This window comes from Aurantivibrio plasticivorans, assembly GCF_055392955.1.
This window is the reverse complement of the sequence record NZ_AP036020.1, coordinates 3,199,117-3,223,041: the sequence shown is the minus strand read 5'-3', so window position 1 is coordinate 3,223,041 and position 23,925 is coordinate 3,199,117. Positions and strand designations below refer to the sequence as shown.

At 47.5% G+C, this 23,925-nt stretch carries 25 protein-coding genes; 14 read left to right on the top strand and 11 right to left on the bottom strand.

Annotated elements, in window-relative coordinates; translation table 11 throughout:
* The first annotated feature begins 1 nt into the window (after window position 1).
* Together ACZ5NB_RS14395 and ACZ5NB_RS14390 are read left to right on the top strand one after the other, a co-directional pair.
* Window positions 2-1,615, top strand: a complete 1,614-nt coding sequence (locus ACZ5NB_RS14395) for a metallophosphoesterase family protein (RefSeq protein ID WP_460234638.1) — start codon at window positions 2-4, stop codon at window positions 1,613-1,615.
* A gap of 309 nt (window positions 1,616-1,924) precedes the next feature.
* A complete protein-coding gene (locus tag ACZ5NB_RS14390; protein ID WP_460234637.1) occupies window positions 1,925-3,199 on the top strand; it encodes an EAL domain-containing protein in 1,275 nt (424 codons plus the stop codon).
* Between the two features lie 114 nt (window positions 3,200-3,313).
* Here ACZ5NB_RS14390 and ppa read toward each other — a convergent pair whose 3' ends face one another.
* The 4 genes from ppa to rpsU all read right to left on the bottom strand — a co-directional run bounded on the left by ppa (window position 3,314) and on the right by rpsU (window position 6,873).
* Window positions 3,314-3,862 (bottom strand): inorganic diphosphatase, encoded by a 549-nt coding sequence (gene ppa, locus ACZ5NB_RS14385; RefSeq protein WP_460234636.1) that lies wholly within the window; start codon window positions 3,860-3,862, stop codon window positions 3,314-3,316.
* Window positions 3,863-4,019: 157 nt separating this feature from the next.
* Complete coding sequence (gene dnaG / locus ACZ5NB_RS14380; RefSeq protein ID WP_460234635.1) at window positions 4,020-5,969, bottom strand: DNA primase; 1,950 nt, start codon at window positions 5,967-5,969, stop codon at window positions 4,020-4,022.
* A 90-nt stretch (window positions 5,970-6,059) separates the two neighbouring features.
* Window positions 6,060-6,506 carry a GatB/YqeY domain-containing protein gene (locus ACZ5NB_RS14375; RefSeq protein ID WP_460234634.1) on the bottom strand — a complete coding sequence of 149 codons (447 nt, stop codon included), beginning with the start codon at window positions 6,504-6,506 and terminating at the stop codon, window positions 6,060-6,062.
* Between the two features lie 151 nt (window positions 6,507-6,657).
* On the bottom strand, window positions 6,658-6,873 hold the full coding sequence (gene rpsU / locus ACZ5NB_RS14370; protein ID WP_460234633.1) for a 30S ribosomal protein S21: 216 nt from the start codon (window positions 6,871-6,873) through the stop codon (window positions 6,658-6,660).
* A gap of 313 nt (window positions 6,874-7,186) precedes the next feature.
* Between rpsU and tsaD the strand changes: the two genes are divergently transcribed.
* From tsaD to ACZ5NB_RS14340, 6 genes are all read left to right on the top strand, one after another.
* Complete coding sequence (gene tsaD / locus ACZ5NB_RS14365) at window positions 7,187-8,215, top strand: tRNA (adenosine(37)-N6)-threonylcarbamoyltransferase complex transferase subunit TsaD (RefSeq protein ID WP_460234632.1); 1,029 nt, start codon at window positions 7,187-7,189, stop codon at window positions 8,213-8,215.
* Window positions 8,216-8,258: 43 nt separating this feature from the next.
* Window positions 8,259-8,615 (top strand): dihydroneopterin aldolase, encoded by a 357-nt coding sequence (folB, locus tag ACZ5NB_RS14360; protein ID WP_460234631.1) that lies wholly within the window; start codon window positions 8,259-8,261, stop codon window positions 8,613-8,615.
* Window positions 8,616-8,643: 28 nt separating this feature from the next.
* Entirely contained in the window at window positions 8,644-9,138 is a 495-nt protein-coding gene (gene folK, locus ACZ5NB_RS14355) for a 2-amino-4-hydroxy-6-hydroxymethyldihydropteridine diphosphokinase (RefSeq protein WP_460234630.1), read from the top strand.
* Between the two features lie 86 nt (window positions 9,139-9,224).
* The gene (locus tag ACZ5NB_RS14350) at window positions 9,225-9,674 is read left to right on the top strand and encodes a DUF3806 domain-containing protein (RefSeq protein ID WP_460234629.1); all 450 of its coding nucleotides are present in this window, start codon (window positions 9,225-9,227) and stop codon (window positions 9,672-9,674) included.
* A 56-nt stretch (window positions 9,675-9,730) separates the two neighbouring features.
* The gene (locus ACZ5NB_RS14345) at window positions 9,731-10,462 is read left to right on the top strand and encodes a sulfite exporter TauE/SafE family protein (RefSeq protein ID WP_460234628.1); all 732 of its coding nucleotides are present in this window, start codon (window positions 9,731-9,733) and stop codon (window positions 10,460-10,462) included.
* A gap of 475 nt (window positions 10,463-10,937) precedes the next feature.
* Window positions 10,938-11,363, top strand: coding sequence for a hypothetical protein (locus ACZ5NB_RS14340; RefSeq protein ID WP_460234627.1), 426 nt, complete (start codon window positions 10,938-10,940; stop codon window positions 11,361-11,363).
* Between the two features lie 119 nt (window positions 11,364-11,482).
* Here the strand turns inward: ACZ5NB_RS14340 and lnt are convergent, their stop codons facing one another.
* The 5 genes from lnt to miaB all read right to left on the bottom strand — a co-directional run bounded on the left by lnt (window position 11,483) and on the right by miaB (window position 17,163).
* Window positions 11,483-13,027 (bottom strand): apolipoprotein N-acyltransferase, encoded by a 1,545-nt coding sequence (lnt, locus tag ACZ5NB_RS14335; protein WP_460234626.1) that lies wholly within the window; start codon window positions 13,025-13,027, stop codon window positions 11,483-11,485.
* A gap of 71 nt (window positions 13,028-13,098) precedes the next feature.
* Window positions 13,099-13,959: an HlyC/CorC family transporter gene (locus ACZ5NB_RS14330; RefSeq protein WP_460234625.1), complete on the bottom strand. Its 861-nt coding sequence runs from the start codon at window positions 13,957-13,959 to the stop codon at window positions 13,099-13,101.
* 55 nt (window positions 13,960-14,014) lie between these two features.
* On the bottom strand, window positions 14,015-14,581 hold the full coding sequence (ybeY, locus tag ACZ5NB_RS14325) for an rRNA maturation RNase YbeY (protein ID WP_464107566.1): 567 nt from the start codon (window positions 14,579-14,581) through the stop codon (window positions 14,015-14,017).
* Window positions 14,544-15,626, bottom strand: a complete 1,083-nt coding sequence (locus ACZ5NB_RS14320) for a PhoH family protein (RefSeq protein ID WP_460234623.1) — start codon at window positions 15,624-15,626, stop codon at window positions 14,544-14,546. The genes ybeY and ACZ5NB_RS14320 overlap by 38 nt, the downstream gene beginning before the upstream one ends.
* A gap of 178 nt (window positions 15,627-15,804) precedes the next feature.
* The gene (gene miaB / locus ACZ5NB_RS14315) at window positions 15,805-17,163 is read right to left on the bottom strand and encodes a tRNA (N6-isopentenyl adenosine(37)-C2)-methylthiotransferase MiaB (RefSeq protein WP_460234622.1); all 1,359 of its coding nucleotides are present in this window, start codon (window positions 17,161-17,163) and stop codon (window positions 15,805-15,807) included.
* 275 nt (window positions 17,164-17,438) lie between these two features.
* Between miaB and ACZ5NB_RS14310 the strand changes: the two genes are divergently transcribed.
* The 3 genes from ACZ5NB_RS14310 (at window position 17,439) to ACZ5NB_RS14300 (ending at window position 19,797) form a co-directional block, all read left to right on the top strand.
* On the top strand, window positions 17,439-17,774 hold the full coding sequence (locus tag ACZ5NB_RS14310; protein WP_460234621.1) for a DUF1820 family protein: 336 nt from the start codon (window positions 17,439-17,441) through the stop codon (window positions 17,772-17,774).
* Between the two features lie 93 nt (window positions 17,775-17,867).
* On the top strand, window positions 17,868-18,638 hold the full coding sequence (locus ACZ5NB_RS14305; protein ID WP_460234620.1) for an alpha/beta fold hydrolase: 771 nt from the start codon (window positions 17,868-17,870) through the stop codon (window positions 18,636-18,638).
* A gap of 61 nt (window positions 18,639-18,699) precedes the next feature.
* Window positions 18,700-19,797 carry an NADH:flavin oxidoreductase gene (locus ACZ5NB_RS14300; RefSeq protein WP_460234619.1) on the top strand — a complete coding sequence of 366 codons (1,098 nt, stop codon included), beginning with the start codon at window positions 18,700-18,702 and terminating at the stop codon, window positions 19,795-19,797.
* 75 nt (window positions 19,798-19,872) lie between these two features.
* On the opposite strand, the gene ACZ5NB_RS14295 is transcribed toward ACZ5NB_RS14300, so the two are convergent.
* Window positions 19,873-21,156, bottom strand: coding sequence for an aspartate aminotransferase type Ic (locus ACZ5NB_RS14295; RefSeq protein ID WP_460234618.1), 1,284 nt, complete (start codon window positions 21,154-21,156; stop codon window positions 19,873-19,875).
* A 148-nt stretch (window positions 21,157-21,304) separates the two neighbouring features.
* Here ACZ5NB_RS14295 and ACZ5NB_RS14290 point away from each other — a divergent pair, with 148 nt between their 5' ends.
* From ACZ5NB_RS14290 to ACZ5NB_RS14280, 3 genes are read left to right on the top strand one after another with little or no spacing between them, the layout of a single operon-like run.
* Entirely contained in the window at window positions 21,305-21,586 is a 282-nt protein-coding gene (locus ACZ5NB_RS14290) for a TMEM165/GDT1 family protein (RefSeq protein ID WP_460234617.1), read from the top strand.
* Window positions 21,587-21,594: 8 nt separating this feature from the next.
* Complete coding sequence (locus ACZ5NB_RS14285; RefSeq protein ID WP_460234616.1) at window positions 21,595-22,299, top strand: metallophosphoesterase; 705 nt, start codon at window positions 21,595-21,597, stop codon at window positions 22,297-22,299.
* On the top strand, window positions 22,292-23,059 hold the full coding sequence (locus tag ACZ5NB_RS14280) for a M48 family metallopeptidase (protein WP_460234615.1): 768 nt from the start codon (window positions 22,292-22,294) through the stop codon (window positions 23,057-23,059). Before ACZ5NB_RS14285 ends, ACZ5NB_RS14280 begins: the two co-directional genes overlap by 8 nt.
* A 7-nt stretch (window positions 23,060-23,066) precedes the next feature.
* Here ACZ5NB_RS14280 and ACZ5NB_RS14275 read toward each other — a convergent pair whose 3' ends face one another.
* A complete protein-coding gene (locus ACZ5NB_RS14275; protein ID WP_460234614.1) occupies window positions 23,067-23,837 on the bottom strand; it encodes an oxygen-binding di-iron domain-containing protein in 771 nt (256 codons plus the stop codon).
* Between the last annotated feature and the right edge of the window lie 88 nt (window positions 23,838-23,925).

Below are 23,925 nucleotides of genomic sequence, written 5' to 3'. Positions count from 1 at the left end.
TATGATTGAATTCACGCCTTCCGTGAGTGGGCGTTCGTCGTGCTTTTCAGAAAATGATGTGCTAGACGCATTGCGTTGTCCGCAAGCATTGCAGCATCAATCGAATTTTACCGGGCGACCTGCCACCAACTTATTTGTCACCGATACCTCGGTGGTAAAGCTTCGCTCGGATTTCGTATTCCAGCCAAAAGACGCTTATCGTCGCGCCCTGTCAGCTCTCGAGAAAGAGCAAGCTGTTGCTGTGCATCATCCGTCTAAAACGTGGTTTAGCCTCCAGATTGAACAAATAGGAGATGTGCCCGTTGTTGGGAATATTACGCCACGCTTGTTTCCGTTCAATAGTTTTATTGGCGATTTACTCGAAACCAATAGAGATTTGGCGCATGAAAGACTTCACGCATTTTTAAATATTTACTTGGCGGCAGCCAAATCACACGATGTGAGGCTAGATGAGGGATTGTCCAATATAGCTTGGGACGATGCTGGAAAGGTCTACTACGTTGACGACGATCTGTACCAGTGGGATGAGTTTACAAGCTTCGCAAATGTCCTGCCGGTTTGGATTCGCCAGTTGTCTATGTTGACGACTGACACAGCCCAGTTTTTGGGGGACGCAATTGTTGAGTCTATCCTTGATAACTTTGGATCAGCTCACCCGGCGTATGTCTTGTATGGACAACTCCGAGAAAACTTATCAGTTCCTGGACGAGAAACTGAATGTCTAAGTGTCATAAGCAACGCCTTAGCAAATGCGACTAAGAAAGCGCTGCATCGTCGTCGCCAGAACATCGGTACTGATATTCCACCACACGAGTCTAAGGCGTCACTTCCTGGCTCAACCGAAGGGCAATCGAAATCACTTGAGTGTATTTCCCAACAACGGTTTGCAGTACTTGCGGATATTCATGCAAATCTTCCCGCCTTAGAAGCAGCGCTCGATGAGATTGATCGAGAAGGTATTGAGCAACTATTAGTGTTAGGTGATGTTGTCGGGTATGGTCCGCACCCCGGAGAATGTATTCAGTTGTTACGAGATAGGCAATGCTTGGTGATACAGGGTAACCATGATTTTGCCGCTGCCACGGGTGATACGTCTCGAGGTTTTTCTCGCTTGGCTAGTTGGGCAATTGATTGGACACGGAAACATATTAGCGAAGCTGATATTGATTGGCTGGCGCACCTATCGCCGGTGCATAGGCAGGATGATTGGATCGCAGTTCATGGATCGCCCATCGACAAAATGTATTTCTTTGCCTATGTCTATCACATGACGTATCAGGCGAATCTAGATTATCTGCAAAAACAAGATACACATATTGCCTTTCACGGTCACAGTCATGTGCAGATGCACTATTGGCGGAACGCTAAAGGCGAAGATGGAAAATCCTCTGATACGGAGTGTAACCTGAATAGTGTTCGTTGCGCGCTGGTTTGCCCTGGCTCCGTTGGCCAGCCTAGAGCAGGTGCTGCGGGTGCTGAGTTTGCAATTTACGATAGTGGTAGTGGGTTATTACAAATGAGGCGTGTTCAATACTGCTTCGATGCAGTAGTTGCCGATATGACGCGGCATAGTTTTCCTAGCTCATTGAGTGAGAGGCTGCTTGTTGGTAAATAGTGACGATGTTAATGCGAAAAAATAGCTTCATAGTTTTCACCGCAAAAACCTATCCGTCCACCTTATTTTGAAGGTAGTAGATTGTTTCATAGCGGTCTTTAAGTGTTGTCATTGCGACTTCCCTTCGTTATCTATGATAGAAAGTCATCATTAGATACCATCATAAAGAAAGCTATAGTGAAGTTATAATTTATACGGTTGCATAACGAAGTCGATATATCGATATGTGTTTAAGGGATAAGGGGGATGTACGCTATACTTTTACTTATCTAGTCTGATTTTTCCTTTCTATAAAACGTCGAGTGGATAATGCGAAAGCGCATAAGGTGTTTGGTAGTTGATGACTCGGAATCGCTTTGTAGGGTGCTGTGTTCAACTCTGTTGGATTATGGCGTTGCGGTTGCTGATTTCTACTCTGACCCGCGTGATGCCTTAAATTCTATCGTTAAAAAGCCGCACTATTACGATGCTGTGTTTGTTGATCTCCATATGGATGGTATCGATGGTCAAGATTTAATAAAACGTTTCCATTCAAATGGCTACCAAGGTGCAATTGTCATTATTTCGGCGCTGGAAAAACGTGTTGTTGATTATGTCGGTGACTTAGTTAATCAGTTCGATGTCAATTTAGTTGGCACGTTACTCAAACCAATCGATTCAGATTCAGTTGCTTTTATGCTGCAGCGAATCCGACGCAAACCTAAGAAAGAGTCGCCAACTTCATCTGTTGTACCTAAGCAATCCCTTGTTCATTCCATTGAGAATGGCCATGTCGTCGCATATGGCCAACCGAAGTTTGACGCTAAAACCTCACAAATTATTGGTATTGAATTGTTGATGCGGATAGCTGCACCACAAGAAAAAGTCCTCGTGCCACGAGATTTTATTTCAGTCGCTGAAGATCATGACCTGCTAGATAAAATGTTGATAGCGATGCTTGAGAATAGTCTGCCTGAGTTGTCGAGCTTTGCTGACGCTGATGGCAGTATGCCAAATCTAGCAATTAACTTATCACCATCTCAATTGTTCAACGATCAGCTGCCCGACTTATTAGACGATGTCTTGCTAAGGCATTCTGTTGCTAAGGAGAGAGTGGTTCTCGAAGTTACTGAACATCAAACGCTGGCGGACTCCCTTCAGCTCGAGAATTTAAGTCGTTTACGAATACACGGGTATAGGCTGTCCTTGGATGATTTTGGCGTTGGTTTTACAAGTATTGGCCAGCTACGCGCCATGCCATTTAACGAGGTAAAGCTGGATCGCCGTTTTGTGCATGGAATCGCTCAGGATAAAGTCATGGCGGAAGTTGCTAAAACGATTTGCTCCCTTTGTCACAAGTTAAACATGACGTTGGTTGCAGAGGGCATTGAGCAGCACGATGATTTACAGCAGCTTGAATCTATCGGCGTTGACGGTTATCAAGGGTTTCTTTTTTGCAGGCCTAAGCCATTAGAAGAATTATTTCGATGGAGCAAGATATGGAATAAAAGATTAGGTGGCTATTTGAATGAGCCAGCCACTCATGCGTACATGAGCTCCGAAATCTCTTCAATGATTGCGTCTTCGTTGCGCGGGTTTCACTAGCAGCGTACGGCTATTCTATTTGGTGGTGTAATCTATCCTGCGTGAATCGACTAGCGTTACGCTGTCTTGCAAATAAAAAACGCTCCCTAGGGAGCGTTTAGTTAAATCTCAAAACTAGAAGTTGGGTTTGTTTTCCGACTCTTCGTAGCGTTTGATTGAGTCCATGATCTCTTCGCGCGCAGTGATAGGGCCGTCCCAGCCATCGATTTTAACCCACTTGCCTTTCTCTAAATCTTTGTAGTGCTCAAAGAAGTGAGAGATTTGATCTAGGGTGATGTCTGGTAGTTGGCGAACGCTTTCTACATCACGGTAGAGTTTTGTCACTTTTTCAACTGGAACAGCCACGATTTTCGCATCTTCTCCAGATTCGTCTGTCATTTTCAGAACACCGATTGGGCGGCATCGGATAACGGAGCCTGGTACGAGTGCGAGAGGGAGAATAACCAATACATCAACAGGGTCACCGTCGCCACATAGTGTGTGTGGTACGTAACCGTAGTTACATGGGTAATGCATTGCGGTGCCTAGTACGCGATCAACAAAGATAGCGCCGCTGTCTTTATCGACTTCGTATTTAATGGGGTCGCCATTGAGTGGGATTTCGATAATGACGTTAATCTCTTCGGGAAGATCTTTCCCTGCTGGGATGTTTTCAAATGACATGCTAACTACTCGCTGCTAACTGTGTAAGGGTGAATCGGTGTATTCCAACAATTCTGGGTTATAGAATCCTGGGCTTTAGCGGGCGGCCATTCTAGCACAGCTAGTTGGCGTGCTTGCAATCAAGTAGACAAATAGTGGTTATTAAGTAGGCAAGGTGTCAGCGCGGGGACTTGAGGTCAGCAAGTGCTTGCTTAAGTTGCTGTTTGTCTTCGTCCGAGAGATCCGCAAATGAGCGCTTGCCTAGGTCGGCAACGATGCTTGCGGCATCTAGTGAGGCCCGCTGGCGGCGGATGCTGCTAAGTACTTCGAGGAACTCTACTTTGGGATCGAAGTTTCGGCTTTGTTTGGCGCTGCTGATCAGCTTACCTTGTTGTTCCGAAAGTTCGCTGATGGGTTGTGCACGCTCCTGTCCGTAGGTGCCTTGCAGGTGCCCGAGGATTTGTCCGGTAGTGAAGTGTGGTCGCTGCTTAAGCAGCGTGAGTAGCTCCAAAAAAAGCGCCAGATGGGGATCATTTGCCTCTGCTAGATCCGCACATTCATCCACCTCAGAAGCAAGTTCTGGGTAATGAAGCAGTAGCAGAGTGATCAAGCGTGCGGGAGGCAACTTAATTTGGCTTGTGGCGCGGGGACGACTGTGCGGTGGTGCTTGAGTTTGCGTCTCCGTTTCGAATGATGAGTGATCGCCTATGTTGGCGATATGTTCATAGTCGTCTGGTAGCGTGTCTTGCTCAGCCGTAACGACGTTGTCGTTGGTTTGCGATGTGCTCGATGCCTCGTCATTGGCAATGGGTTGAGGCTTTTCGTCGACGAACTCGAGTAGCGTGGTTTTATCTAAGCCTGTTCGTTTGGCTAGGTGCTCGAACATGAGCTCGCGATAGACACCTTTCGGTAGCTGGTGAAGATGTGGGGCGGCGAGTTTACTGAGGCGTGCCTTGCCCTCCAAGGAGCGAGGGTCGAGATCCTCACTCACAGCATCGAAAAAGTATTCTTCAAGTGGAATGGCGTGGCTGATCATTGACGTAAATTTATCCGCACCGACTTGACGAACTAGTGTGTCTGGATCCTCTCCTTCGGGAAGGAATAGAAACTTCACTTGGCGGCCATCGGTCATTACGGGTAGTGCTGACTCTAAGGCGCGTCTTGCGGCATTGCGACCCGCCGCGTCGCCGTCAAAGCAAAAGACAATTTCTTGGGTGTATTTGAAGGCTTTATTGAGGTGGTCTGTACGACAGGCTGTGCCGAGGGTGGCTACGCCATAGTTAATTCCGAATTGTGCCAAGGCCACTACATCCATATAGCCTTCAACAACCAGTAGGCGTTTGAGTTGCGAGTTGCTTTGACGAGCTTCGTATAAACCGTACAACTCCTCGCCCTTATGAAAAACAGGCGATTCGGGCGAGTTGAGATACTTAGGTTTTTCATCTCCGAGTACCCGCCCTCCAAACCCGATGGTTCTGCCGCGCACATCCCGAATGGGGAACATGATACGGTCGCGAAAGCGATCGTAGAGTTTGTTGTTATCTTCGCGGTGAATCAGCATGCCGCTTTCTATCAGCAGGGATTGTTCTTCGTTGCTGTTGCTTAAAGCGTTGAGTAGGTTGTCCCAGCCAGGTGGGGCGAAGCCAATACCAAAGTCACGAGCAATTTCGCCGCTTAAGCCTCGATTCTGCAAATAGTGCACGGCTCGCTGTTTTCCTGGGTGTGCGCGTAGTTGGTACTTATAAAAGTCTGTAGCTCGTTCGAGTAAATCGTAAATAGATTTTCGGGCTTGTTCGCGGGCGATGCTTTCTGCCGACTGTTGTCGCTCTTCGCGAGGAACCTCTAGGCCGCAGAGATTGGCAAGCTGTTCGACGGCTTCGGGAAAATTGAGCCGCTCGTATTCCATCAAGAAACCGATCGCGTTACCGCTGGCGCCACAGCCAAAACAGTAATAGAACTGTTTGTCTTGGGTAACGGTAAAGGAGGGGGTTTTTTCGTCGTGAAATGGGCAGCAGGCGCTGTAGTTCTTGCCGCTTTTTTTCAGCTTAACGCGGCTATCCACAAGCTCTACGATATCGACGCGATCAAGCACGTCGTCGATAAAGGATTGGGGGATGCGGCCTGCCACGAAATAGATGCTCTTTGAATTCGAAAATGATTGGCGCAGTGTATTGCCTTCGGGCGGGGCTGGCCAGAAGGCATTGTAATTAGGGTGGGATTAACTCAGTTTGCTTTTGACCAGCTGGCTGACTTTGCCCATGTCTGCGCGGCCTTGCATCTGTGGCTTGATAATCGCCATGACCTTACCCATGTCTCGCGCGCTCTCGGCACCGCTGCTGGCGATGGCTTTATCAACTAGCTCAGCGATCTCGTCGTCGGATAGGGCTTCGGGCATGAAGTCGCTGATCACATTAATCTCGTAGGCTTCTTGATCCGCCAGTTCGGTACGACCTGCATCATTGTATTGCTTGATGGAATCACGACGTTGTTTGGTCATTTTGTCGAGAATCGTGAGTACGCGATCATCGTCTAGCTCGATACGCTCATCAACCTCGATTCGCTTGCAGTCCGCAAGAATTAGGCGGATCACAGCAAGGCGTTCTTTGTCTTTCGCTTTCATAGCCGTTTTCATTGCTTCTGTGATTTGGTCTTTCAGGCTGGCCATAATCTCTTCTCGTGAATGCTTGGGTGGTGATTGATAAAAGCAAAACGCACGAAACCCCGCCAGGTGCTGGCAGGGTTTCATAAGGGAGAGTATACAGGTATTGCGCTACTTGGTGTTTGGCTGGTGGGCTAACCCAAGCAGTGGGAAATACTTAGTAAAGGCGCTGAAACTTGCGAGATTCGCGTTGAACTTTCTTCGCGTGACGCTTAACGGCAGCGGCAGCTTTACGCTTACGAACTGAAGTGGGCTTCTCGTAGTGCTCGCGACGACGTACTTCAGCAAGGATGCCTGCTTTCTCGCAAGAGCGCTTGAAGCGACGTAGAGCAATATCAAATGGTTCGTTTTCTTTCAGTTTTACTGATGGCATGCTGTGTCCTGTATAAGAATTAAACGTTGACCGTTTGGGTCTCGTTGACCTTAAGCTAATTGGCCAAATAATGGTCTGAAATGACCTGTAACACCCAGTGTAGACGGCCTTCTCCCAAGGGGCGCAAATATTAAACACTTCTCTGGGGAAGTTCAACAATCTAATGCGATATAGCTTACCTTCGTGCTGGTGTTAGCGGCAGAGGCTGATTATTATGCGGCTCTTTGGCGATATGGCTCTTTCAGCGTGTCTTTTGGGGGGCCCTCAGTATTAAATTTCATCAAACCTCATGACGAAGGAGTCTCGGGACAGCATGCTAGTGTTAGGAATCGAAAGCTCGTGCGACGAGACGGGCATCGCTCTCTATGATAGCGAGCAGGGGCTAATAGGCCACCGCCTCTACAGCCAGGTGGCTGTGCATGCGGAATATGGCGGAGTAGTGCCCGAATTGGCTTCTCGTGATCATATCCGTAAAACGCTGCCCCTGATCAAAGAGTTAATGGCATCGTGCGGCTGTTCGTCTGCCGATATCGATGGCATTGCTTACACCAGGGGTCCAGGTTTGGTGGGGGCTTTGATGGTGGGGGCGAGTATTGGTCGGTCGCTAGCTTATGCGTGGGGAGTGCCGGCGATAGGTGTGCATCATATGGAGGGTCACATGCTGGCACCGATGCTGGAAGATACCCCGCCAGAATTTCCCTTTGTCGCACTGCTGGTATCCGGCGGTCATACGCAGTTGATGCGCGTTGACGGTATAGGTCGTTATCAGCTACTTGGAGAATCCCTCGACGATGCGGCTGGTGAGGCTTTTGATAAAGCCGCTAAAATGCTCGACTTAGATTATCCTGGCGGTCCACAAATCGCCAAATTGGCTGAGCAGGGTACGCCAGGACGCTTTGTTTTTCCTCGCCCGATGACGGATAGGCCAGGATTAGATTTTAGTTTTAGCGGGTTAAAAACCTTTACTCTCAATACCGTTGCGGCGCATGCACAGGATGACGGCCTGCCAGATCAACAAACCATGGCGGATATTGCCCACGCGTTTCAGCAGGCTGTAGTAGAAACACTCTTCATAAAGTGTCGGCGTGCGCTCGAGCATACCGGCTTAAAGCGCTTAGTAATGGCAGGTGGTGTGTCGGCTAACTTGATGTTGAGAGAGAAATTGAAAACCGGCTTAGCCAAAAAACAAGTGCAAGTTTTTTACCCCCGTGGTGAGTTTTGCGTGGATAATGGAGCAATGATTGCCTACGCCGGATATCAACGGCTACAAGCCGGGCAACAGGATGATTTGAGTTTGAGTGTGCAAGCTCGTTGGCCGCTCGATACGTTGCCAGCTGTGTGACGGTTAAGCACAATATTGATAAAAGAAAATTAAGTACGAGTTGATGGATATTTTATTTATTAAAGAGTTACGCATAGATACTGAAATCGGTGTTTATGAATGGGAAAAAAATATAAAACAGCCGATTAGCTTAGATATCGAAGTGGCGACAGATATTCGCCGTGCGGCTGAAACTGACGAGCTACAATACGCGTTAGACTATCAAGCAATCGCCGATAGGGTGACGGAATTTATTACGCAACAGCATTATCATCTTGTCGAAACAGTCGCTGAGAAAGTGGCGCAATTGATACAAGACGAATTTAATGCGAGTTGGGTGCGTTTGCGGATCGCGAAGCTTAGTGCGCTTAAGACAACTTCATCCGTCGGCGTAGTAATTGAGCGGGGCTCACGGGCTTAAGAAGCAATGTAAGGGTGGTTCACGACTAGTGGTAGACGTTTACGTTGGTTTAGGAAGCAATTGTAATCGCGTTGAAAATATCGGACGCGCCCTTGATGCGCTGCGCAAGCTAGACTCTAATCTAATCACGTCGAAGTTTTATGAGTCCGCTTCACATTCCCCGGCGGCGGGGCAACATCCCTCCCCGTATTACAATGGTGCGGCAAAGCTCACTTGTGAATACTCTCCAGAAAAAATTAAGTCAGTATTAACGGATATCGAAAATGCTCTGGGGCGAAACCGCCAAAACCCAGCGGTTGTCACGATGGATATTGATCTGCTGCTGTATGGGGATCTTGTGATTACCACACCTGCCCTGAATGTGCCTCATCCAGACTTGTTACAATATCGCCATGTTTTATTGCCGATCGCTGAGCTGGCACCGGGTATGGTTCACCCCGTGAGTAAAGTACCGCTTCAGCAATTGCTGAGCGAGCTGCCGGATCAGCGCAGCCTCTTCCATGTCGATTTTCAGTCGGCCTAACTCAATACGCCTGCCTTTGCCCGATTTACGCAAACTTTTTCACGGCCTATTCTGGCACTTTTTGAAATGCCAACTACACTCAAGGCATGACTGCTCAAATAGAAGCGCCTAGTGGCGCGGACATGGAAAAAATTGCGCTGCTGTTGGCCTGTTCTCAAGAAATAGCCTCAGAAGCTCTTGGCCAAACGATGGACGCGAGTCTTGATGACCTTAATCGTATCCAAGCCTTATTGGATGAAGGGATTGAGGGTGATCAAAAAACGCTAGCTCTCCAAGCGTTAGGGATGACTTTCGGTCAGGTAATAGCCACGCAAAATACGGATTACGACTGGTGGATCATTGACGACGAAGATGGTCGAGACCCTTGCCTACGGTTTGGCGAAACTGAGTTATTAATATACCCCCAAACCATTATCTCAAGACGCATTGAAGCGGGTGAGACGGTGGATGTATCCGCACTGTATCATTCGCTATGTGAGCAACTCGATGAGGTTGCTCAGCATCAACTTTCCGCGCACAATCCCGCATCTCACTGAGTGTTGCCTTCGTAAAACGGTGATACTTTCCCCGTTCTTGTTTACGATTGACATACATGTTTTTAGATATCACGCCGCTTGGATTGTTGCTCGCCTGTATAACGGTATTCGTTGGCGCATTGGTGCAAACCAGCATCGGTTTTGGCTTCGCCATTGTCTCAGCCCCACTTCTTTTCTTGATTGACGTCCGTTTTGTTCCTGGCGCGGTAATGATCGCAACCATCGTGAACAGTGCGTTTAATGTTTTTTATTTTCGCGCAAGTCTATCTATTCAATCTCTCGTTCCTGCACTCGTTGCCCGCATCCCGGGCACTATGTGTGGGGCGTTCCTCTTGTGGTGGGTGCCGCTGGAAGCCCTGGCTATATTAATCGCCGTTGCAATTGGATCAGCAATTGCTGCCAGCTTTTTACGGTTACCACTAACGCCGACGCCGGCCAATCTCGCTATAGCGGGATTTCTTTCCGGCGTAATGGGTACCGCTACCTCTATCGGTGGGCCACCACTGGCTATCCTCATGCAGGGGCAAGAGGCAAACCACATTCGCAGCCAGTTGGCCGCATTCTTTTCGATAAGCGCCTTGCTCAGCTTGTTTGTACTGGGGGTGTCTGGGCAAATGCCGGCAACCCACTGGCTTATCAGTTTGCCACTGATCATTCCGGTGTTGCTGGGTGGTTGGTTGGGGGTGCGTGTCGGCCCATTACTACCGGCACAGCATCTACGCTCTGTTTCGCTGGCTGTGTGCAGTCTGGCGGTGGTGTTCATGTTGTGGCGAACTTTGTCGCCTTAACTTAGCCGCCTTAACTTTTTCGGTTGAGCGTGAGTTTCTTAAGAGCGCCCTTTTGATAAAGTCGGATATCGCTAGCAGATTTTGCAAAACTTGCCTGAATTGAGTAAATAACAGGCTGTTTCATTAGATTATTTTTATCTAGTTCCTTTGTTTTTATTCTATAAATGCTCCATTTTTATTCCAGTTATCTTACACTAATGGATCAGTGTAAACATTGAGTAGTAAGAAAGCCGTTTACCCGCTTTTGATAACCGTTTATCGGTGGTGTCCCGAAACGCCTGAAACGCACATGGATGATTGAGTCACTTTGGTGGCTTGGAATATACGCCGAGATTCTTAAACTGAGACCCAGTTCCTGTTCTTATAAGGACGCAGTCCACATAGGTCTGATTGTTCTTATAGCGAAACGAGCGCTCAACTGACAGACGACCATACAACCAAGCGCCATAGCCATAGCCAGAGCGAGATAGTAAAAATGATCACTAAAAAGAACCTTATGCCAGAAATGCAGAAAGTAAAAATGCAGGACCGGGATGGAAATGAGTTCTCAATGCAATTGGAGTTGCGTAAAAGTGACAGTAAGTATTTCGTTTTCTTGACCGACACACATCAATTGGGTGGTTCTCGTCTAGCGCAAGACGCCGTGTTTTTTATCGAGAAGGTGTGTCAGAAACTTTGCCTCGACAATACACACACACAATTTTATCGACACATATACAACGAACAAATGGGAAGCATGTTCGGTCGTTTTAACATCAGCTGGGAGAATACAGACGGTCCAAGTTATGGTTTCCAGATGCTGACCAACCTAGACGATGTAAATGGTATTAATAAGATGCTAAAGGAAAGTCAGGCTATTTCTCTTGCGGATCACGTTGCCGGGCGACGCAAAGTAGGCTAAAGTTCGCACCTCATTTGGCGTAGTGCTTAAGTTTTAGCGTTCTACTCCCACCAGTTTCCTTTCTAGTCCCCAAAGCTAGAAACCCCACCGGGCCCCATAAAGGCCCGGTTTTTTTTGCTCTATTGTTTAATGCTAGGCTTTTGACCTCGATTAACCCTTAAGAAAATGCCGTGTATAGCTATTAACAAGAAGCTAAATAGCACACAGGGTGTGCTGCCCCACGCCATAAACGGTGTTGTCCCGCTTTTTAATACCACTTCGGATTCTACGGCTTGCGCAACAAATTGTTCTGAGCGAGCGAGAATATTTCCCTTGTGATCAATAATCCCGCTGATCCCATTGTTGGTGGAGCGAATCATATAACGCTGATTTTCGATTGCGCGCATTTGCGCAATTTGCATATGCTGAATTGGGCCTAACGAGCTACCAAACCACGCATCATTGCTAACTGTAATCAGTACGTGGCTGTTTTGTGCGCCCTGAGCAACCAAGTCAGGGTAGGCAACTTCGTAACAAATGGCGGGTGACAGCAATGCGCCACCCGCTTGTAGACCACGCTGGTTAGGTGGGCCAAGTACTAAAATGGAGTGTGGTAGATTGAATAATTCAAGTAGCGGTCCGAGCCAATCACTCAGCGGCACATAATCACCAAAAGGCGCTAGGCGCTGTTTGTGATAAATGCCGTTTCCGAGCCCTGTCGCGACTATGGAGTTGTAGAACTTTCTATCAATGGGTGAAAGATACAAAATGCCGGTAATAAAGGTGGTGTTAGTTGCTAGCGCGCGAGATTTTATGTTTTTTAGAGCGGGCTCCAGCGCTTCGCTGTGCGGCCGATAATTTAAAATAAGCGGGATCGCTGCTTCCGGCCAAATAACCCAATCGTTTTCCCACAGTGATTCGCTTAGTTCGCCGTAGCGTTGCAGTGTCGGCGCTACAAAATCAGTATCCCATTTTTTCTCTTGAGGAATGTTGCCCTGCGCGATACCTACAGTCTTGGGTGTTTGGTAATCTTGAGTCCAGCTGACTTGTTTAAGTATCAAGCCTAGTGCCCAAAACGCCGCAGTAAGCAGCGCTATAGCAGCCCATTGCCTCGGCTGTCGTGGGTTGCGGGCTGCGAAACTCATCGCCGTGCCGGTCAGCGCAACAATATAGCCGACGCCAAGCACACCAAACACTGGAGCCCATCCAGAAAGCCAGGTATGAATGTGACCATAGCCCAAAAAAAGCCAAGGGAAACCGGTAAACAACCAGGTACGTAGCCATTCGCTTAGTAGCCACGTCGCGGGAAAACTCAGTGCAAACATCCAGTTAGATGAATTCAGCCAGCGCCCGCGTAGGCCAAACGGGATCGCAAAGACTGATGCAAGCAACAGGGTAAATAGTGCGGTGAGTAATCCGGCAAACGGCAAGGGTGCATTGCCAAATTCGTGGATACTGACAAACACCCAGCTAGTGCCAACACCAAACATACCCAAACCGAAGGCAAGTGAACGCCAGAAGGCAAGTTTACCCTGCGAGTTATACAGTGATGCGGCTAAGATTGCGGTTGACAGTATTCCCGCAGGCCAAAAATTAAAGGGCGCAAAGCAGAGGGGAACGAGCGCTCCGGCTAACAAGTTTATACCCAGCCATAACGAACTGGGCTTCGGAAGTTGTAGTCGCATGTGTGATAACGCTTGGCGAGGTAAGGTCGTTATAATAATTTATTTTTATTAAGATTAAGAGTCGAATATACCTACTCGACCTTGTTGACCCGCATTAAATGAATTTGTCTGTTATCGGAATAAAGTACTCTGAACTCGAAGCCATTAACTTGTGTTGTTTCATTTCTCAACGGTAAGTGTCCGAAGGCTTGGGTTACGATACCGCCAATAGTGTCGAATTCTTCATCACTAAAACCGCAGGCAAAGTATTCGTTAAAATCCTCAATGGGGGTTAGCGCTTTAACGACGTATTCATTGTCGCCCATGGAGCGGATGAAGGAATCATCTTCGTCCTCATCGGTTTCGTCTTCAATTTCGCCAACAATTTCTTCTAGAATATCTTCGATGGTCACAAGCCCGGAAACACCGCCGTACTCATCAATGACGATTGCCATGTGGTAGCGGTTTTCACGAAATTCGCGAAGCAAAATATTGAGGCGTTTACTCTCGGGAATGACATTTGCGGAGCGTAAAATGTTAGCGAGGTTAAAATCGTCTGTTCCATTAAGGATTAACGATAAAAGATCTTTCGCTAGTAGTATGCCTTTAATGTCGTCGACTGACTCTCCAATGACGGGAAAACGGGAGTGACCGCTTTCAATGACTGTGCTCAAAAAATCTTCGGGTTGTTGATCGATTTTTACGTAGACCATTTGCGAGCGAGGAATCATGATTTCTCTCACCTGCTGGTCGGCCACGTCCAGCGCACCTTCGATAATGCTGACAGCTTCTTGATCGAGTACGTCATTGTTGGCGGCTTCTTTGATGATTTCCATCAAGTCGTCGCGGGATTTTGGCTCCGATGAGAAGCCTTCCATTAATTTACTAAACCAATTCTTTTCTTGCCGCTGTTCGTTGTTATCTTGGCTACTGTGAGGTTCTTCGCTGTTCATTTTGTGCTTTTTGCTCCGCTGAGTTTTCAGCTAATAATATTAATTGTGTTGAGATTTAAACCGCTTGTTGTTGCGGTGAGTCGCGATAAGGGTCATCTATACCGTGTTTCGCGAGGATGTGTTTTTCGATGGTTTCCATCACTACTGCATCATCAGCCTCAATATGGTCGAAGCCGGCGAGGTGCAGCGTGCCGTGAACCACCATATGAGCCCAGTGATTCTGAATGGTTTTTTCCTGCTCTTGAGCCTCGTTTCTGACCACCGGCGCACAAATAACTAAATCCCCAAAGTGTCGAAAGGGTAAGTCCACAGTAGCGTCTGATGGGAATGATAGAACATTGGTGGGGCGGTCTTTACCGCGATACTCGCGATTGAGAGTCTGACTCTCGTCGTTGTTGACTACACGCAAGCTTAACTCGATGGGGCGGTGATCTATTTCCGCCTGGGCTATTACGTCGCTTTCTTGCAGCACCGATTCCACCCAGGCGTTAATTAACGCAGGGTCGGGGGCGTCATCGCCATCGCTGGCAATTTGAATATCTACGGTTATGTCCATGGGAATATAAGAGAGAAGCGCCCGGCCGTTAATCGTCTTTTGGGTTATCTTTGTTGTCTGATTCATAAGCATCGTAAGCTTCGACGATACGTTGAACCAGCGGATGGCGAACAACATCTTTAGCATCAAAGTACGTAAATGAAATGCCTTTCACGTTATTTAAGATGTTGGAAACATGCGATAGGCCAGACTTATGATTTCGGGGTAAGTCGACTTGAGTGGGATCACCATTAATAACCGCTGTGCTACCAAAACCGATACGTGTTAGGAACATCTTCATTTGTTCCGGCGTGGTATTTTGGCTTTCGTCGAGAATGACGAAGCAATTATTCAAGGTTCGACCGCGCATGTAGGCAAGCGGAGCTATCTCAATGACGTTGCGTTCTATTAATTTTTCGACCGTTTCGAAGCCGAGCATTTCAAATAGCGCGTCATAAAGTGGTCGCAAATAGGGGTCTACTTTTTGAGACAAATCACCTGGTAAAAATCCCAATTTCTCACCGGCTTCTACCGCTGGCCGAACCAATACAATTCGCTCGACGTGGTTGCCCAATAATGATTCCACCGCACAGGCGACCGCTAAGTAGGTTTTTCCGGTTCCGGCGGGACCCACGCCGAAGTTGATATCGTTAGTTTGAATTGCGCGGACATATTGCTGTTGGTGTTTACCGCGGGCTTTAACCGTACATTTCTTTGTGCGAATTAGGGTTAGTTCTTCAACGTTACCTTTTGAGGTGGCGTTTTGAGTGTTTGATTTAGCAGATGTAGCGTTGGCAACTTTCTCGGATTTAGATTCCATCAAGGTTTCGATCCCCGCTTGTTGTAGGGCTAAATGAATTTTGTCCGGTGTAAGTTCATCGTCACTTTCTGTTTCAGCGTACAGGTGTTCCAGTACTTCTGCCCCTACACGAGCGCCCTCGTAGTTTTCTCCACGCAGCACAAACAAATTCCCGCGATTGCGAATATCAACATTGAGTCGATCTTCGATCTGACGGAGGTGCTGGTTATATTGGCCGCAGAGATTAGCGAGGCGTCGGGCGTTGTTGGGTTCTAATGAGACCCGGAAGGTATCAGACTGGGCTGTGGAGTTATCGGCTAAGTGACTGTCCAAACTGTTTTGTGATGTCCTGTATTTAAAAAGGTTAACCTAAGCGTACTCTAAAGAATGTATTCTGGAAAGCCCTTAAACCACCCGATTAACGTCAAATTGGTTGTTAAATAGGTGGTTTATATGTCTTGACGGTATGAAAGCACAATTGTATGGCGATCTTAAGGCACGATGACGGTGACTATTCGTCCAACTCCGAGCTAATGAGTGTGCCGCGCAAGCTATTCGGCAGGGCTTCTTCAATTAACACTGTGGCGAATTTCCCAATGAGCTCAGAGTCATTTGCGCGAAAGTTTACGACCCGATTATTCTCGGTGCGACCCGATAGTTGGCCTGGGTCTTTCTTTGCGTAGCCGGTTACGAGCACACGTTCTTGGTTGCCCACCATTTGTCGAGAGATTTGTTGAGCATTGGAGTTGATCCGTTGTTGGAGGATGCTTAATCGTTCTTTTTTAACCGCTGCCGGAGTATCGTCTGGAAGGTCTGCCGCCGGTGTTCCCGGGCGCGCGCTGTAGATAAAGCTGAACGAGATATCGAAGCCGATATCGTCAATTAGCTTCATGGTTGCTTCGAAGTCTGCGTCAGTTTCACCCGGAAAGCCGATAATGAAGTCTGAAGAAAAACAGATGTCGGGGCGTGCGGCCTTTATGCGTCGCATTTTAGACTTGTATTCTAATGCCGTATGACCACGTTTCATTGCCGCTAGAATGCGGTCAGAGCCGCTTTGTACCGGTAAGTGTAGGTGGCTGACGAGCTCAGGAACATTCGCATAGGCATCTATCAAGCTGTCTGAAAATTCGACAGGGTGGGAGGTGGTGAAGCGAATGCGGTCAATGCCCTCAATAGCGGCGACATAGGTGATTAGCTGTGCAAGGTCGACGAGGGTTCCTTCGCTGTCTTCCGCTCTATAGGCGTTGACATTTTGCCCAAGCAGGTTGACTTCTCGTACACCCTGCTCGGCAAGGTGTGCCACTTCCGCTAATACATCCTCGGGGGGGCGGCTTACTTCTTCGCCACGGGTATAAGGTACCACGCAAAAAGTGCAGTATTTGGAGCAACCCTCCATGATAGAAACAAAGGCTGTTGCGCCTTCGGCTTCAGGTTGGGGTAGGTTGTCGAATTTCTCGATTTCCGGGAAGCTGATATCGACGACCACGGCGCCATTGTCTTTGGGTGTTTCCAATAGGTCTGGCAAGCGGTGCAGTGTTTGAGGACCAAAAATAAGGTCGACGTAAGGCGCCCGCTGTGCGATGGCATCGCCTTCTTGGCTGGCTACACAGCCCCCCACGCCAATAATGAGGTTGGGGTTCTTCTCTTTCAGTTGTTTCCAGCGGCCTAGCTGATGAAACAGCTTTTCTTGGGCTTTTTCACGGATCGAACAGGTGTTGACCAACAGCACATCGGCATCTTCGGGTGTGTCGGTGGGGATCATCTGGTGTGACTCTCCGAGCAAATCACGCATGCGGGCCGAGTCATATTCGTTCATTTGGCAGCCGTGAGTTTTAATATACAGCTTTTTAACGGCAGTATCCGTGGTCATGTGTAAGCCTTGAAATTGATTCTATGGACTATTCCCGCGAATAAATAAGGGGCTTTGATGAAAGGGCAGCCCTCGGCGGGGGGCGAATTATAGCGATAGACGAGCGCAATTCCTATGGTTGTTTTATGTGCAAATTGCATAAAATTAAGCATGCCTCGAGCCCTTGTATTTAAAGGTCTAGGCCCCACATATGCTATCCTATCGCGTTCACCCGATAGGGTTTTCCATATGAGCAAGGGCTCTTATGGTGAAGTTTCGTTTTTAGAGAGAGTTGTATGTCAAACCCTATTTATAAAGTCATTTTCTATAATCAAGGCCAGGTATTTGAGGTCTATGCGCGATCCATCTATCAAAGCGAGATGTATGGCTTTATCGAGATTGAAGAGTACGTTTTTGGCGAGAGGTCGAAAATGATTGTCGACCCGGGTGAAGAGAAGCTGAAAAACGAATTTGCCAACGTCAGTCGCTCTTACGTTCCCATGCATTCGATTGTCCGCATTGATGAGGTCGAAAAAGAAGGCGTTGTGAAAGTGACAGATATTCAACCTGGCGATAAGGTAGCGCAGTTCCCTTTTCCTAAAGGCTCAGCGCCAAAACCAACATCTGATTAGACTGAGTCTGCTGTGCGGCGACCCAGGTTTGGTTGCTGCAGAATGCGATCTTTCCTACGATTTGCGAAACACCCTCGGGGTTTTTAAATTTTCATGTTGCTACATCACGAAATCAGTGGTTCCGGCGAGCCCTTAGTCATGCTTCATGGCTTGTTTGGTTCGTTCGAAAACCTTGGCGCCATCGCGCGACAACTTGCCGAGCATTTTACGCTCTATCGCTTAGACTTACGTAACCACGGTAAGTCTGGACATAGCGACAAAATGACCTTTGATTTGATGGCGCGTGATGTCTTGGAAACTCTGGATGAGCTGGGTATTTCAAAGGCCCACTTTTTCGGTCATTCGTTGGGCGGCAAAGTTGCCATGGTGATTGCGCTGAATAATCCGGAGCGTGTCGAAAAGTTGGTGGTGGCCGATATTGCGCCAGTTACATACGCCCCACACCATAATGAAATTTTGCAGGGATTACAGTCCATTGATGCATCCAGTTTGACGTCTCGCAAAGAGGCTGATGAAAAGTTGCAAGCGTATATAACTTCACTACCCGTTAGACAATTTATTTTAAAAAACCTGACCCGAAGTGAGACAGGTGGGTTTAAATGGCGTATAAATGTAGCAGCCATTACAGCTCAGTATGATCAGCTGCGTTTATCCGTGGGTGATAATCAGGTTTATAACGGCCCAGCATTATTTTTACGAGGTGCTCAGTCAGATTACATCACTGACGAAATGTTTTCTGAAATCCATCGTAAATTTTCTGATGCTGAGATTATAACGGTAGACAACGCGAGTCATTGGTTGCACGCCGAACAGCCGAGCATTGTTGCAAGCGCTGTGATCGTGTTTTTACAAACAACGAATTAAGAAATGCTGACTTCAATGTCGGTATATGATTACGCTAGACCCGAATACAAGTGGAGTAAATATGAGTAACGATGTTTTATTTAGACCGTTTGAAAGCCCAAAGCTGTCTGTTAAAAATAGAATTGCAATGGCACCGATGACCCGTGGTTTTTCTCCCGAGGGCATTCCCGGTCAGGACGTTGCGGAATATTATCGTAAGCGTGCAGAGGGTGGTGTTGGTCTAATTATTTCGGAAGGCACATTAATTAATTACCCCGCTGCGACAGACTCGTTGACTAATCCATCGTTCTTTGGTGAGGATGCGTTGGCCGGTTGGAAAAACGTTATTGATACCGTGCACGCGGCCGGCGGCAAAATGGTTCCGCAAATATGGCATGTTGGTGCTACTCGTCGCCCTGGGACTGGACCGCACCCTGATGCACCAACGGCGTCACCTTCTGGTTTAGTAGCCCCTGGTAAAAAGATGTTTGAGCCGCTGACCGTTGCAGAGATAGAGAAGCTTGTCGATGCGTATGCGCAAGCAGCGCTCGATGCCAAAATATTGGGTTTCGACGGCGTAGAAGTGCACGGTGCTCACGGATATCTTGTTGATCAATTTTTCTGGGAAGGCACTAATGTTCGTGACGATAAATATGGCGGCAGCCTTGTTAAACGAACTGAATTTGGGGTGGAGATCGTCAAAAAAATTCGTGAATTGTGTGGTGAAGATTTCCCAATTATTTTTCGCTGGTCACAGTGGAAGTTACAGGATTATACGCAAAAACTAGCGCATACTCCGGATGAGCTAGCACAATTCTTAGAGCCTTTGAATAATGCTGGTGTTGATATATTCCATTGTAGTCAGCGACGCTTTTGGGAGCCGGAGTTTGATAGCTCTAATTTAAATTTGGCTGGCTGGACAAAAGAAATTACGGGTAAGCCGACTATTAGTGTTGGTAGTGTTGGCCTGAATAGCGAGTTTATTGGTGCGTTCCGTGGTGAAGAGTCAGAGGTTGCGAGTATCGACAACTTGATTGAGCGAATGGAAGCAAATGAGTTTGATATGATTGCAATTGGTCGAGCCTTGTTATCCAACCCGGACTGGGCGAACAAAGTACGAGATGGTCATTTTGACCAGTTGAAGCCATTCACTCAGGGAGATAAAGACAACTTGCGTTAAATTGTATTGTCGTATCCCACAAAAAAAGCCCAACATAAGTTGGGCTTTTTTTGTGGGCTTGCCTTAGCTAGTTGTTTAGCTTAGTTCAGCAATACGTTGTTTAACGGAAGCTAATTTTACGCACACAACAAATACATCCATCGCTTTTTCGATTTCGGCGACTGAAGGCACCGACGGGGCAATACGAATGTTGCAGTCTAATGGGTCCTTGCCGTAAGGGTAGGTCGCACCGGCAGGGGTGAGTTTAACTCCCGCTTCTCCGGCAAGGCGAACAACTTCTTTGGCGCAATGTGCGCGCGCATCAAAAGATACGAAGTAACCGCCTTGAGGTGTTTCCCAGCGGCCTAGGTCAGATTTCTCAAACGCCGCAGACAATTTGTTAAGCACCATCTCAAACCGTGGCTTTAGTAACTCGGCATGTTTTGCCATTAATGCTTTTAGTGATGCTTCATCGGGAATCAATCGGCTGTGACGAAGTTGATTGACCTTATCAGGGCCGATGGTGCAAGCGCTGAGCACCTTTTTGATTCCCGCAAGGTTAGCTGGGGAAGCTGAAATAAACGATACCCCTGCGCCCGCGTGTGTAATCTTCGATGTTGAGGCAAATTGAATAACGCTATCCTCTGTACCTTGCGCCTTACAAGCATCATAAATGTTGGCTACTTGAGGAGCGTCGTCTGACAGTTGGTGGGCTGCGTAGGCGTTATCCCACATGATACGAAAATCTGGGTGGGCAATCTTGCCGAGTGCAGCAATACGATTTACAACTTCGTCGCTGTAAACAATACCCGTAGGGTTGGAAAAGCGTGGAACATTCCACATGCCACGAATTGTGTCGTCAGATTTGATGAGCGCTTCTACTGCGTCCATATCTGGGCCATGGTCATTCATTTCGACGGTGACCATCTCGATGCCAAGTGTCTCGGTTACGGTGTAGTGACGATCATAGCCGGGGACTGGACAGATGAACTTCACAGTGCCAGACGATGACCAGGCGCTTTCGGCGCCGGTGAGGCCAAAGTGGTGTGCCGTCAGAACGACTTGAAACATCAGCTGAAGACTACTGTTGCCGCCGACTAAGATGTTTTCTATGGGGCTGCCGAGTAGATAGCTACCTAGTTTCTTCGACTCGGTAATTCCATCAAGGCCGCCATAGTTGCGCGTATCTGTATTGTCGGCAGCTTTATAGTTGCCCTTTAAAATGCCATCCAAGCTGTCAGAGAGGTTTAATTGCTCGCTCGAAGGCTTACCACGAGTAATATCCAAATTTAATTGCTGGCTTTTTAGTGAATCATAAGCGTCGGAAAGTTCAGCTTCCCAGGCTTGGCATTGCGCCAAATCGGCTTTGTTTAGGTACAACGGAATCACCTCAACGTGAGTTTCGACTAGTGGATAGAAATAGGTGCTTGTTACAAAAAGTGCAGCTGAGCATTATACTCCTTCCCCTCTTCTTGCCTATAGGGCAGAGTCTTTAACTTGCGAATGATCAACTAGTTTTTGGGTGACAATGGATATAAAGATTATAGCCACCGTATTTATAGCGGTTTTTATTGCGGAGTTGGGCGATAAAACGCAGCTGGCGACCATGTTATTTGCGGCGGATAAGGATGTCAGCAAATGGGCGGTATTTGTCGGGTCCAGTCTGGCCCTCATTGTAGCGTCTGCCATTGGCGTATTAGCGGGGAGCTACATATCTCAGTATGTTGGTGAGCGAGCATTAACGTTTATCGCTGGTATTGGTTTTGTCGGCATTGGTTTGTGGACATTGTGGGGGCTTAAAACGGTTTAGGTCGCACCATGATTCGATACGTCCACTTCAAGGAACATCCGGTTAATACTCAAGGTAGAGATTTTGTCCTGGGGGATCTACATGGGTGCATCGATTTGCTGGGTGACGCATTAAGTCGAGTAAGTTTTTCGTTTCAGACCGATCGTTTGTTTTGCGTTGGTGATTTGGTTGATCGTGGGCCCAGTAGTTTGGCTTGTTTGCGCCTTTTGGATGAACCTTGGTTTTATTCTGTCCAGGGTAATCACGAGAATATGATGCTCGCCGCTATTAACGCGGGCGCTAAATCTCCTTCTTGGGAGGGGTGGATAAAAAATGGTGGCGATTGGTATCTTGAATTGTCCAAAGCAGACAAGTCTGAAGTTGCTAGTTACCTACCTAAGATTGCGAAGTTGCCTATTGCCTGCACCATCGATACATCGTCGGGTCATACTGTTGGTGTTTGCCACGCAGAAACACCGACTCATGACTGGGACACTATGCGATCTGGTGAGAAGCTTAATGCCGATCAAATCTGGCGCGCATTGTGGGGGCGGCGTATTATCCGAGAGCAACAAAAATTTATAGTGAGAGGTATCGATGCCACTTTTCACGGTCATACAATCGTCCATGACTGGCGGCAACAGGGCAATATGTTTTTTATCGACACGGGGGCTTATGTTCAGCAGAAATTAACGCTGCTAGAGATTACCCAGGATTTGATTCGACGTGATTAGACGCCCACCTAAAACAAGTGTACCCATTGCCCTCGATTTGTTTGATAGCCTTTCACCTGAACGGGGTGAGCTCGGTTTTTCGCTCACTATCAAGCGCTCTGTTCGGCGTCGCACACTCGAAATTGTGGTACGCAACGGCGAGGTGTTTTTAATGACACCGCAATTTGTTTCGAGAGATGAAGGAATTGCTTTCGTAAAGTCAAAGCGAGATTGGGTGCTCAATACGCTGAGTAAGCAACAGGCTGTATTGGATGAAACGCCGCAAAAATATTACAAAGCCGGAGAGTTATATAGCTTTCTCGGTGAAGAATACCCACTGATTTTGTTTGACGCACCTCGAAAGACGGTAATGCTTAACGAAGAAGGGTTGTGTGTCGGCGTTCGGATGAATAGGGGAGAGATAGAACCGGACAAAGTTCGTAAAGCCATTCACGAGTGGTACAAAGCCCAAGCATTAACCTTGTTGACAGCTAAGGCGCATCGGCTAGCCGCGTCGATTGGAAAAACTGTATCAGGTGTTAAAGTCCGGGCGACGAAAACTAAGTGGGGACATTGTACCGCGGACGGAGTATTACAGTTTAATTGGTATGTCTTAGCTGCACCGGAATGGGTGATTGATTATTTAGTTGCTCATGAGGTGAGTCACCTCAAACACCGCCATCATCGCGCTAGTTTTTGGCGGCTGGTGGAAAAATTGTGCCCGCAAACAAACGAAGCGAAACAATGGCTTAAATCTCACAGTCATCGAATCACTTTCTGATCGCCACTTAATCTGCGAGCAAGTCGATTCCGCATTCGAGTTCCTCAAACCAGTCGAAAAATTGATTCACCATAGGCTTGCCAAAAAATGGTTTGCCGTGCTGCGGAATCATCATTTCAATATCCAGTTTGCGTACTGTTTTCACCCAATGTCTGCATGCCGCATTGGAAGCCATGTAACGCTTGTGGAATCCTTCCATTAGGGGGCAATGAGACTCGAAATCATCAACAGGGACGTGATCTTGCCCGGGCGTAATGGCTGCGCCTACATCACCAGAAAATAAAATCTTGCTGATAGGGTCATAGAAATGAAAATTGCCAACAGAATGCAGAAAGTGTGCGGGAACGGCAACGATGGGCGCTTCGCCCAATGTAAGTTTGCCGCCTTTGTCCGGTAATTCGATGAGCCTATTGTTTAAGGATTTATCCATTTTCCCTGAAATAAAATCAGAGACTAGGTGTGGTAGAAAGCGTGCCCAAAGTTTGGATGTAACCACTTTACAGTTGGTATGGACGAGCCATCGGGGCAGAGACGTGATGATATCTGGATCTTGATGTGAGGCGAAAACGTATTTCAATTGTTTGATCGCAATATATTTTGATAGCTCGATTGATAAAGGGGTGTACGTTAGTTCTCCGCCTGGGTCGAAAAGAGCCGCTTCCCCGTGATCGATGATAACCAGTTGATTGCTAGGAATGCCTTCTCCCTCGACTAGTCCGGTAAAGAGGAGGCATGTGTGGGTACCCTCATCGTAGAGAGTTACGATTTTTTCGGCCATGTTATTCTATCTCCAGGGTGAGTATCCCTAAATTTAGCTATAAACGTAGTCTAGACGGCGGAGAATTCTATAGTCGGGGGCCAGTAAT

Bases quoted from the DNA above. Each gene is read 5' to 3' on its own strand.
- ACZ5NB_RS14395 (WP_460234638.1), top strand. From the start codon at position 2: ATGATTGAATTCACGCCTTCCGTGAGTGGGCGTTCGTCGTGCTTTTCA.
- ACZ5NB_RS14390 (WP_460234637.1), top strand. From the start codon at position 1,925: ATGCGAAAGCGCATAAGGTGTTTGGTAGTTGATGACTCGGAATCGCTT.
- ppa (WP_460234636.1), bottom strand. From the start codon at position 3,862: ATGTCATTTGAAAACATCCCAGCAGGGAAAGATCTTCCCGAAGAGATT.
- ACZ5NB_RS14375 (WP_460234634.1), bottom strand. From the start codon at position 6,506: ATGGCCAGCCTGAAAGACCAAATCACAGAAGCAATGAAAACGGCTATG.
- rpsU (WP_460234633.1), bottom strand. From the start codon at position 6,873: ATGCCATCAGTAAAACTGAAAGAAAACGAACCATTTGATATTGCTCTA.
- tsaD (WP_460234632.1), top strand. From the start codon at position 7,187: ATGCTAGTGTTAGGAATCGAAAGCTCGTGCGACGAGACGGGCATCGCT.
- folB (WP_460234631.1), top strand. From the start codon at position 8,259: ATGGATATTTTATTTATTAAAGAGTTACGCATAGATACTGAAATCGGT.
- ACZ5NB_RS14350 (WP_460234629.1), top strand. From the start codon at position 9,225: ATGACTGCTCAAATAGAAGCGCCTAGTGGCGCGGACATGGAAAAAATT.
- ACZ5NB_RS14345 (WP_460234628.1), top strand. From the start codon at position 9,731: ATGTTTTTAGATATCACGCCGCTTGGATTGTTGCTCGCCTGTATAACG.
- ACZ5NB_RS14340 (WP_460234627.1), top strand. From the start codon at position 10,938: ATGATCACTAAAAAGAACCTTATGCCAGAAATGCAGAAAGTAAAAATG.
- lnt (WP_460234626.1), bottom strand. From the start codon at position 13,027: ATGCGACTACAACTTCCGAAGCCCAGTTCGTTATGGCTGGGTATAAAC.
- ACZ5NB_RS14330 (WP_460234625.1), bottom strand. From the start codon at position 13,959: ATGAACAGCGAAGAACCTCACAGTAGCCAAGATAACAACGAACAGCGG.
- ybeY (WP_464107566.1), bottom strand. From the start codon at position 14,581: ATGAATCAGACAACAAAGATAACCCAAAAGACGATTAACGGCCGGGCG.
- miaB (WP_460234622.1), bottom strand. From the start codon at position 17,163: ATGACCACGGATACTGCCGTTAAAAAGCTGTATATTAAAACTCACGGC.
- ACZ5NB_RS14310 (WP_460234621.1), top strand. From the start codon at position 17,439: ATGTCAAACCCTATTTATAAAGTCATTTTCTATAATCAAGGCCAGGTA.
- ACZ5NB_RS14305 (WP_460234620.1), top strand. From the start codon at position 17,868: ATGTTGCTACATCACGAAATCAGTGGTTCCGGCGAGCCCTTAGTCATG.
- ACZ5NB_RS14300 (WP_460234619.1), top strand. From the start codon at position 18,700: ATGAGTAACGATGTTTTATTTAGACCGTTTGAAAGCCCAAAGCTGTCT.
- ACZ5NB_RS14290 (WP_460234617.1), top strand. From the start codon at position 21,305: ATGGATATAAAGATTATAGCCACCGTATTTATAGCGGTTTTTATTGCG.
- ACZ5NB_RS14285 (WP_460234616.1), top strand. From the start codon at position 21,595: ATGATTCGATACGTCCACTTCAAGGAACATCCGGTTAATACTCAAGGT.
- ACZ5NB_RS14275 (WP_460234614.1), bottom strand. From the start codon at position 23,837: ATGGCCGAAAAAATCGTAACTCTCTACGATGAGGGTACCCACACATGC.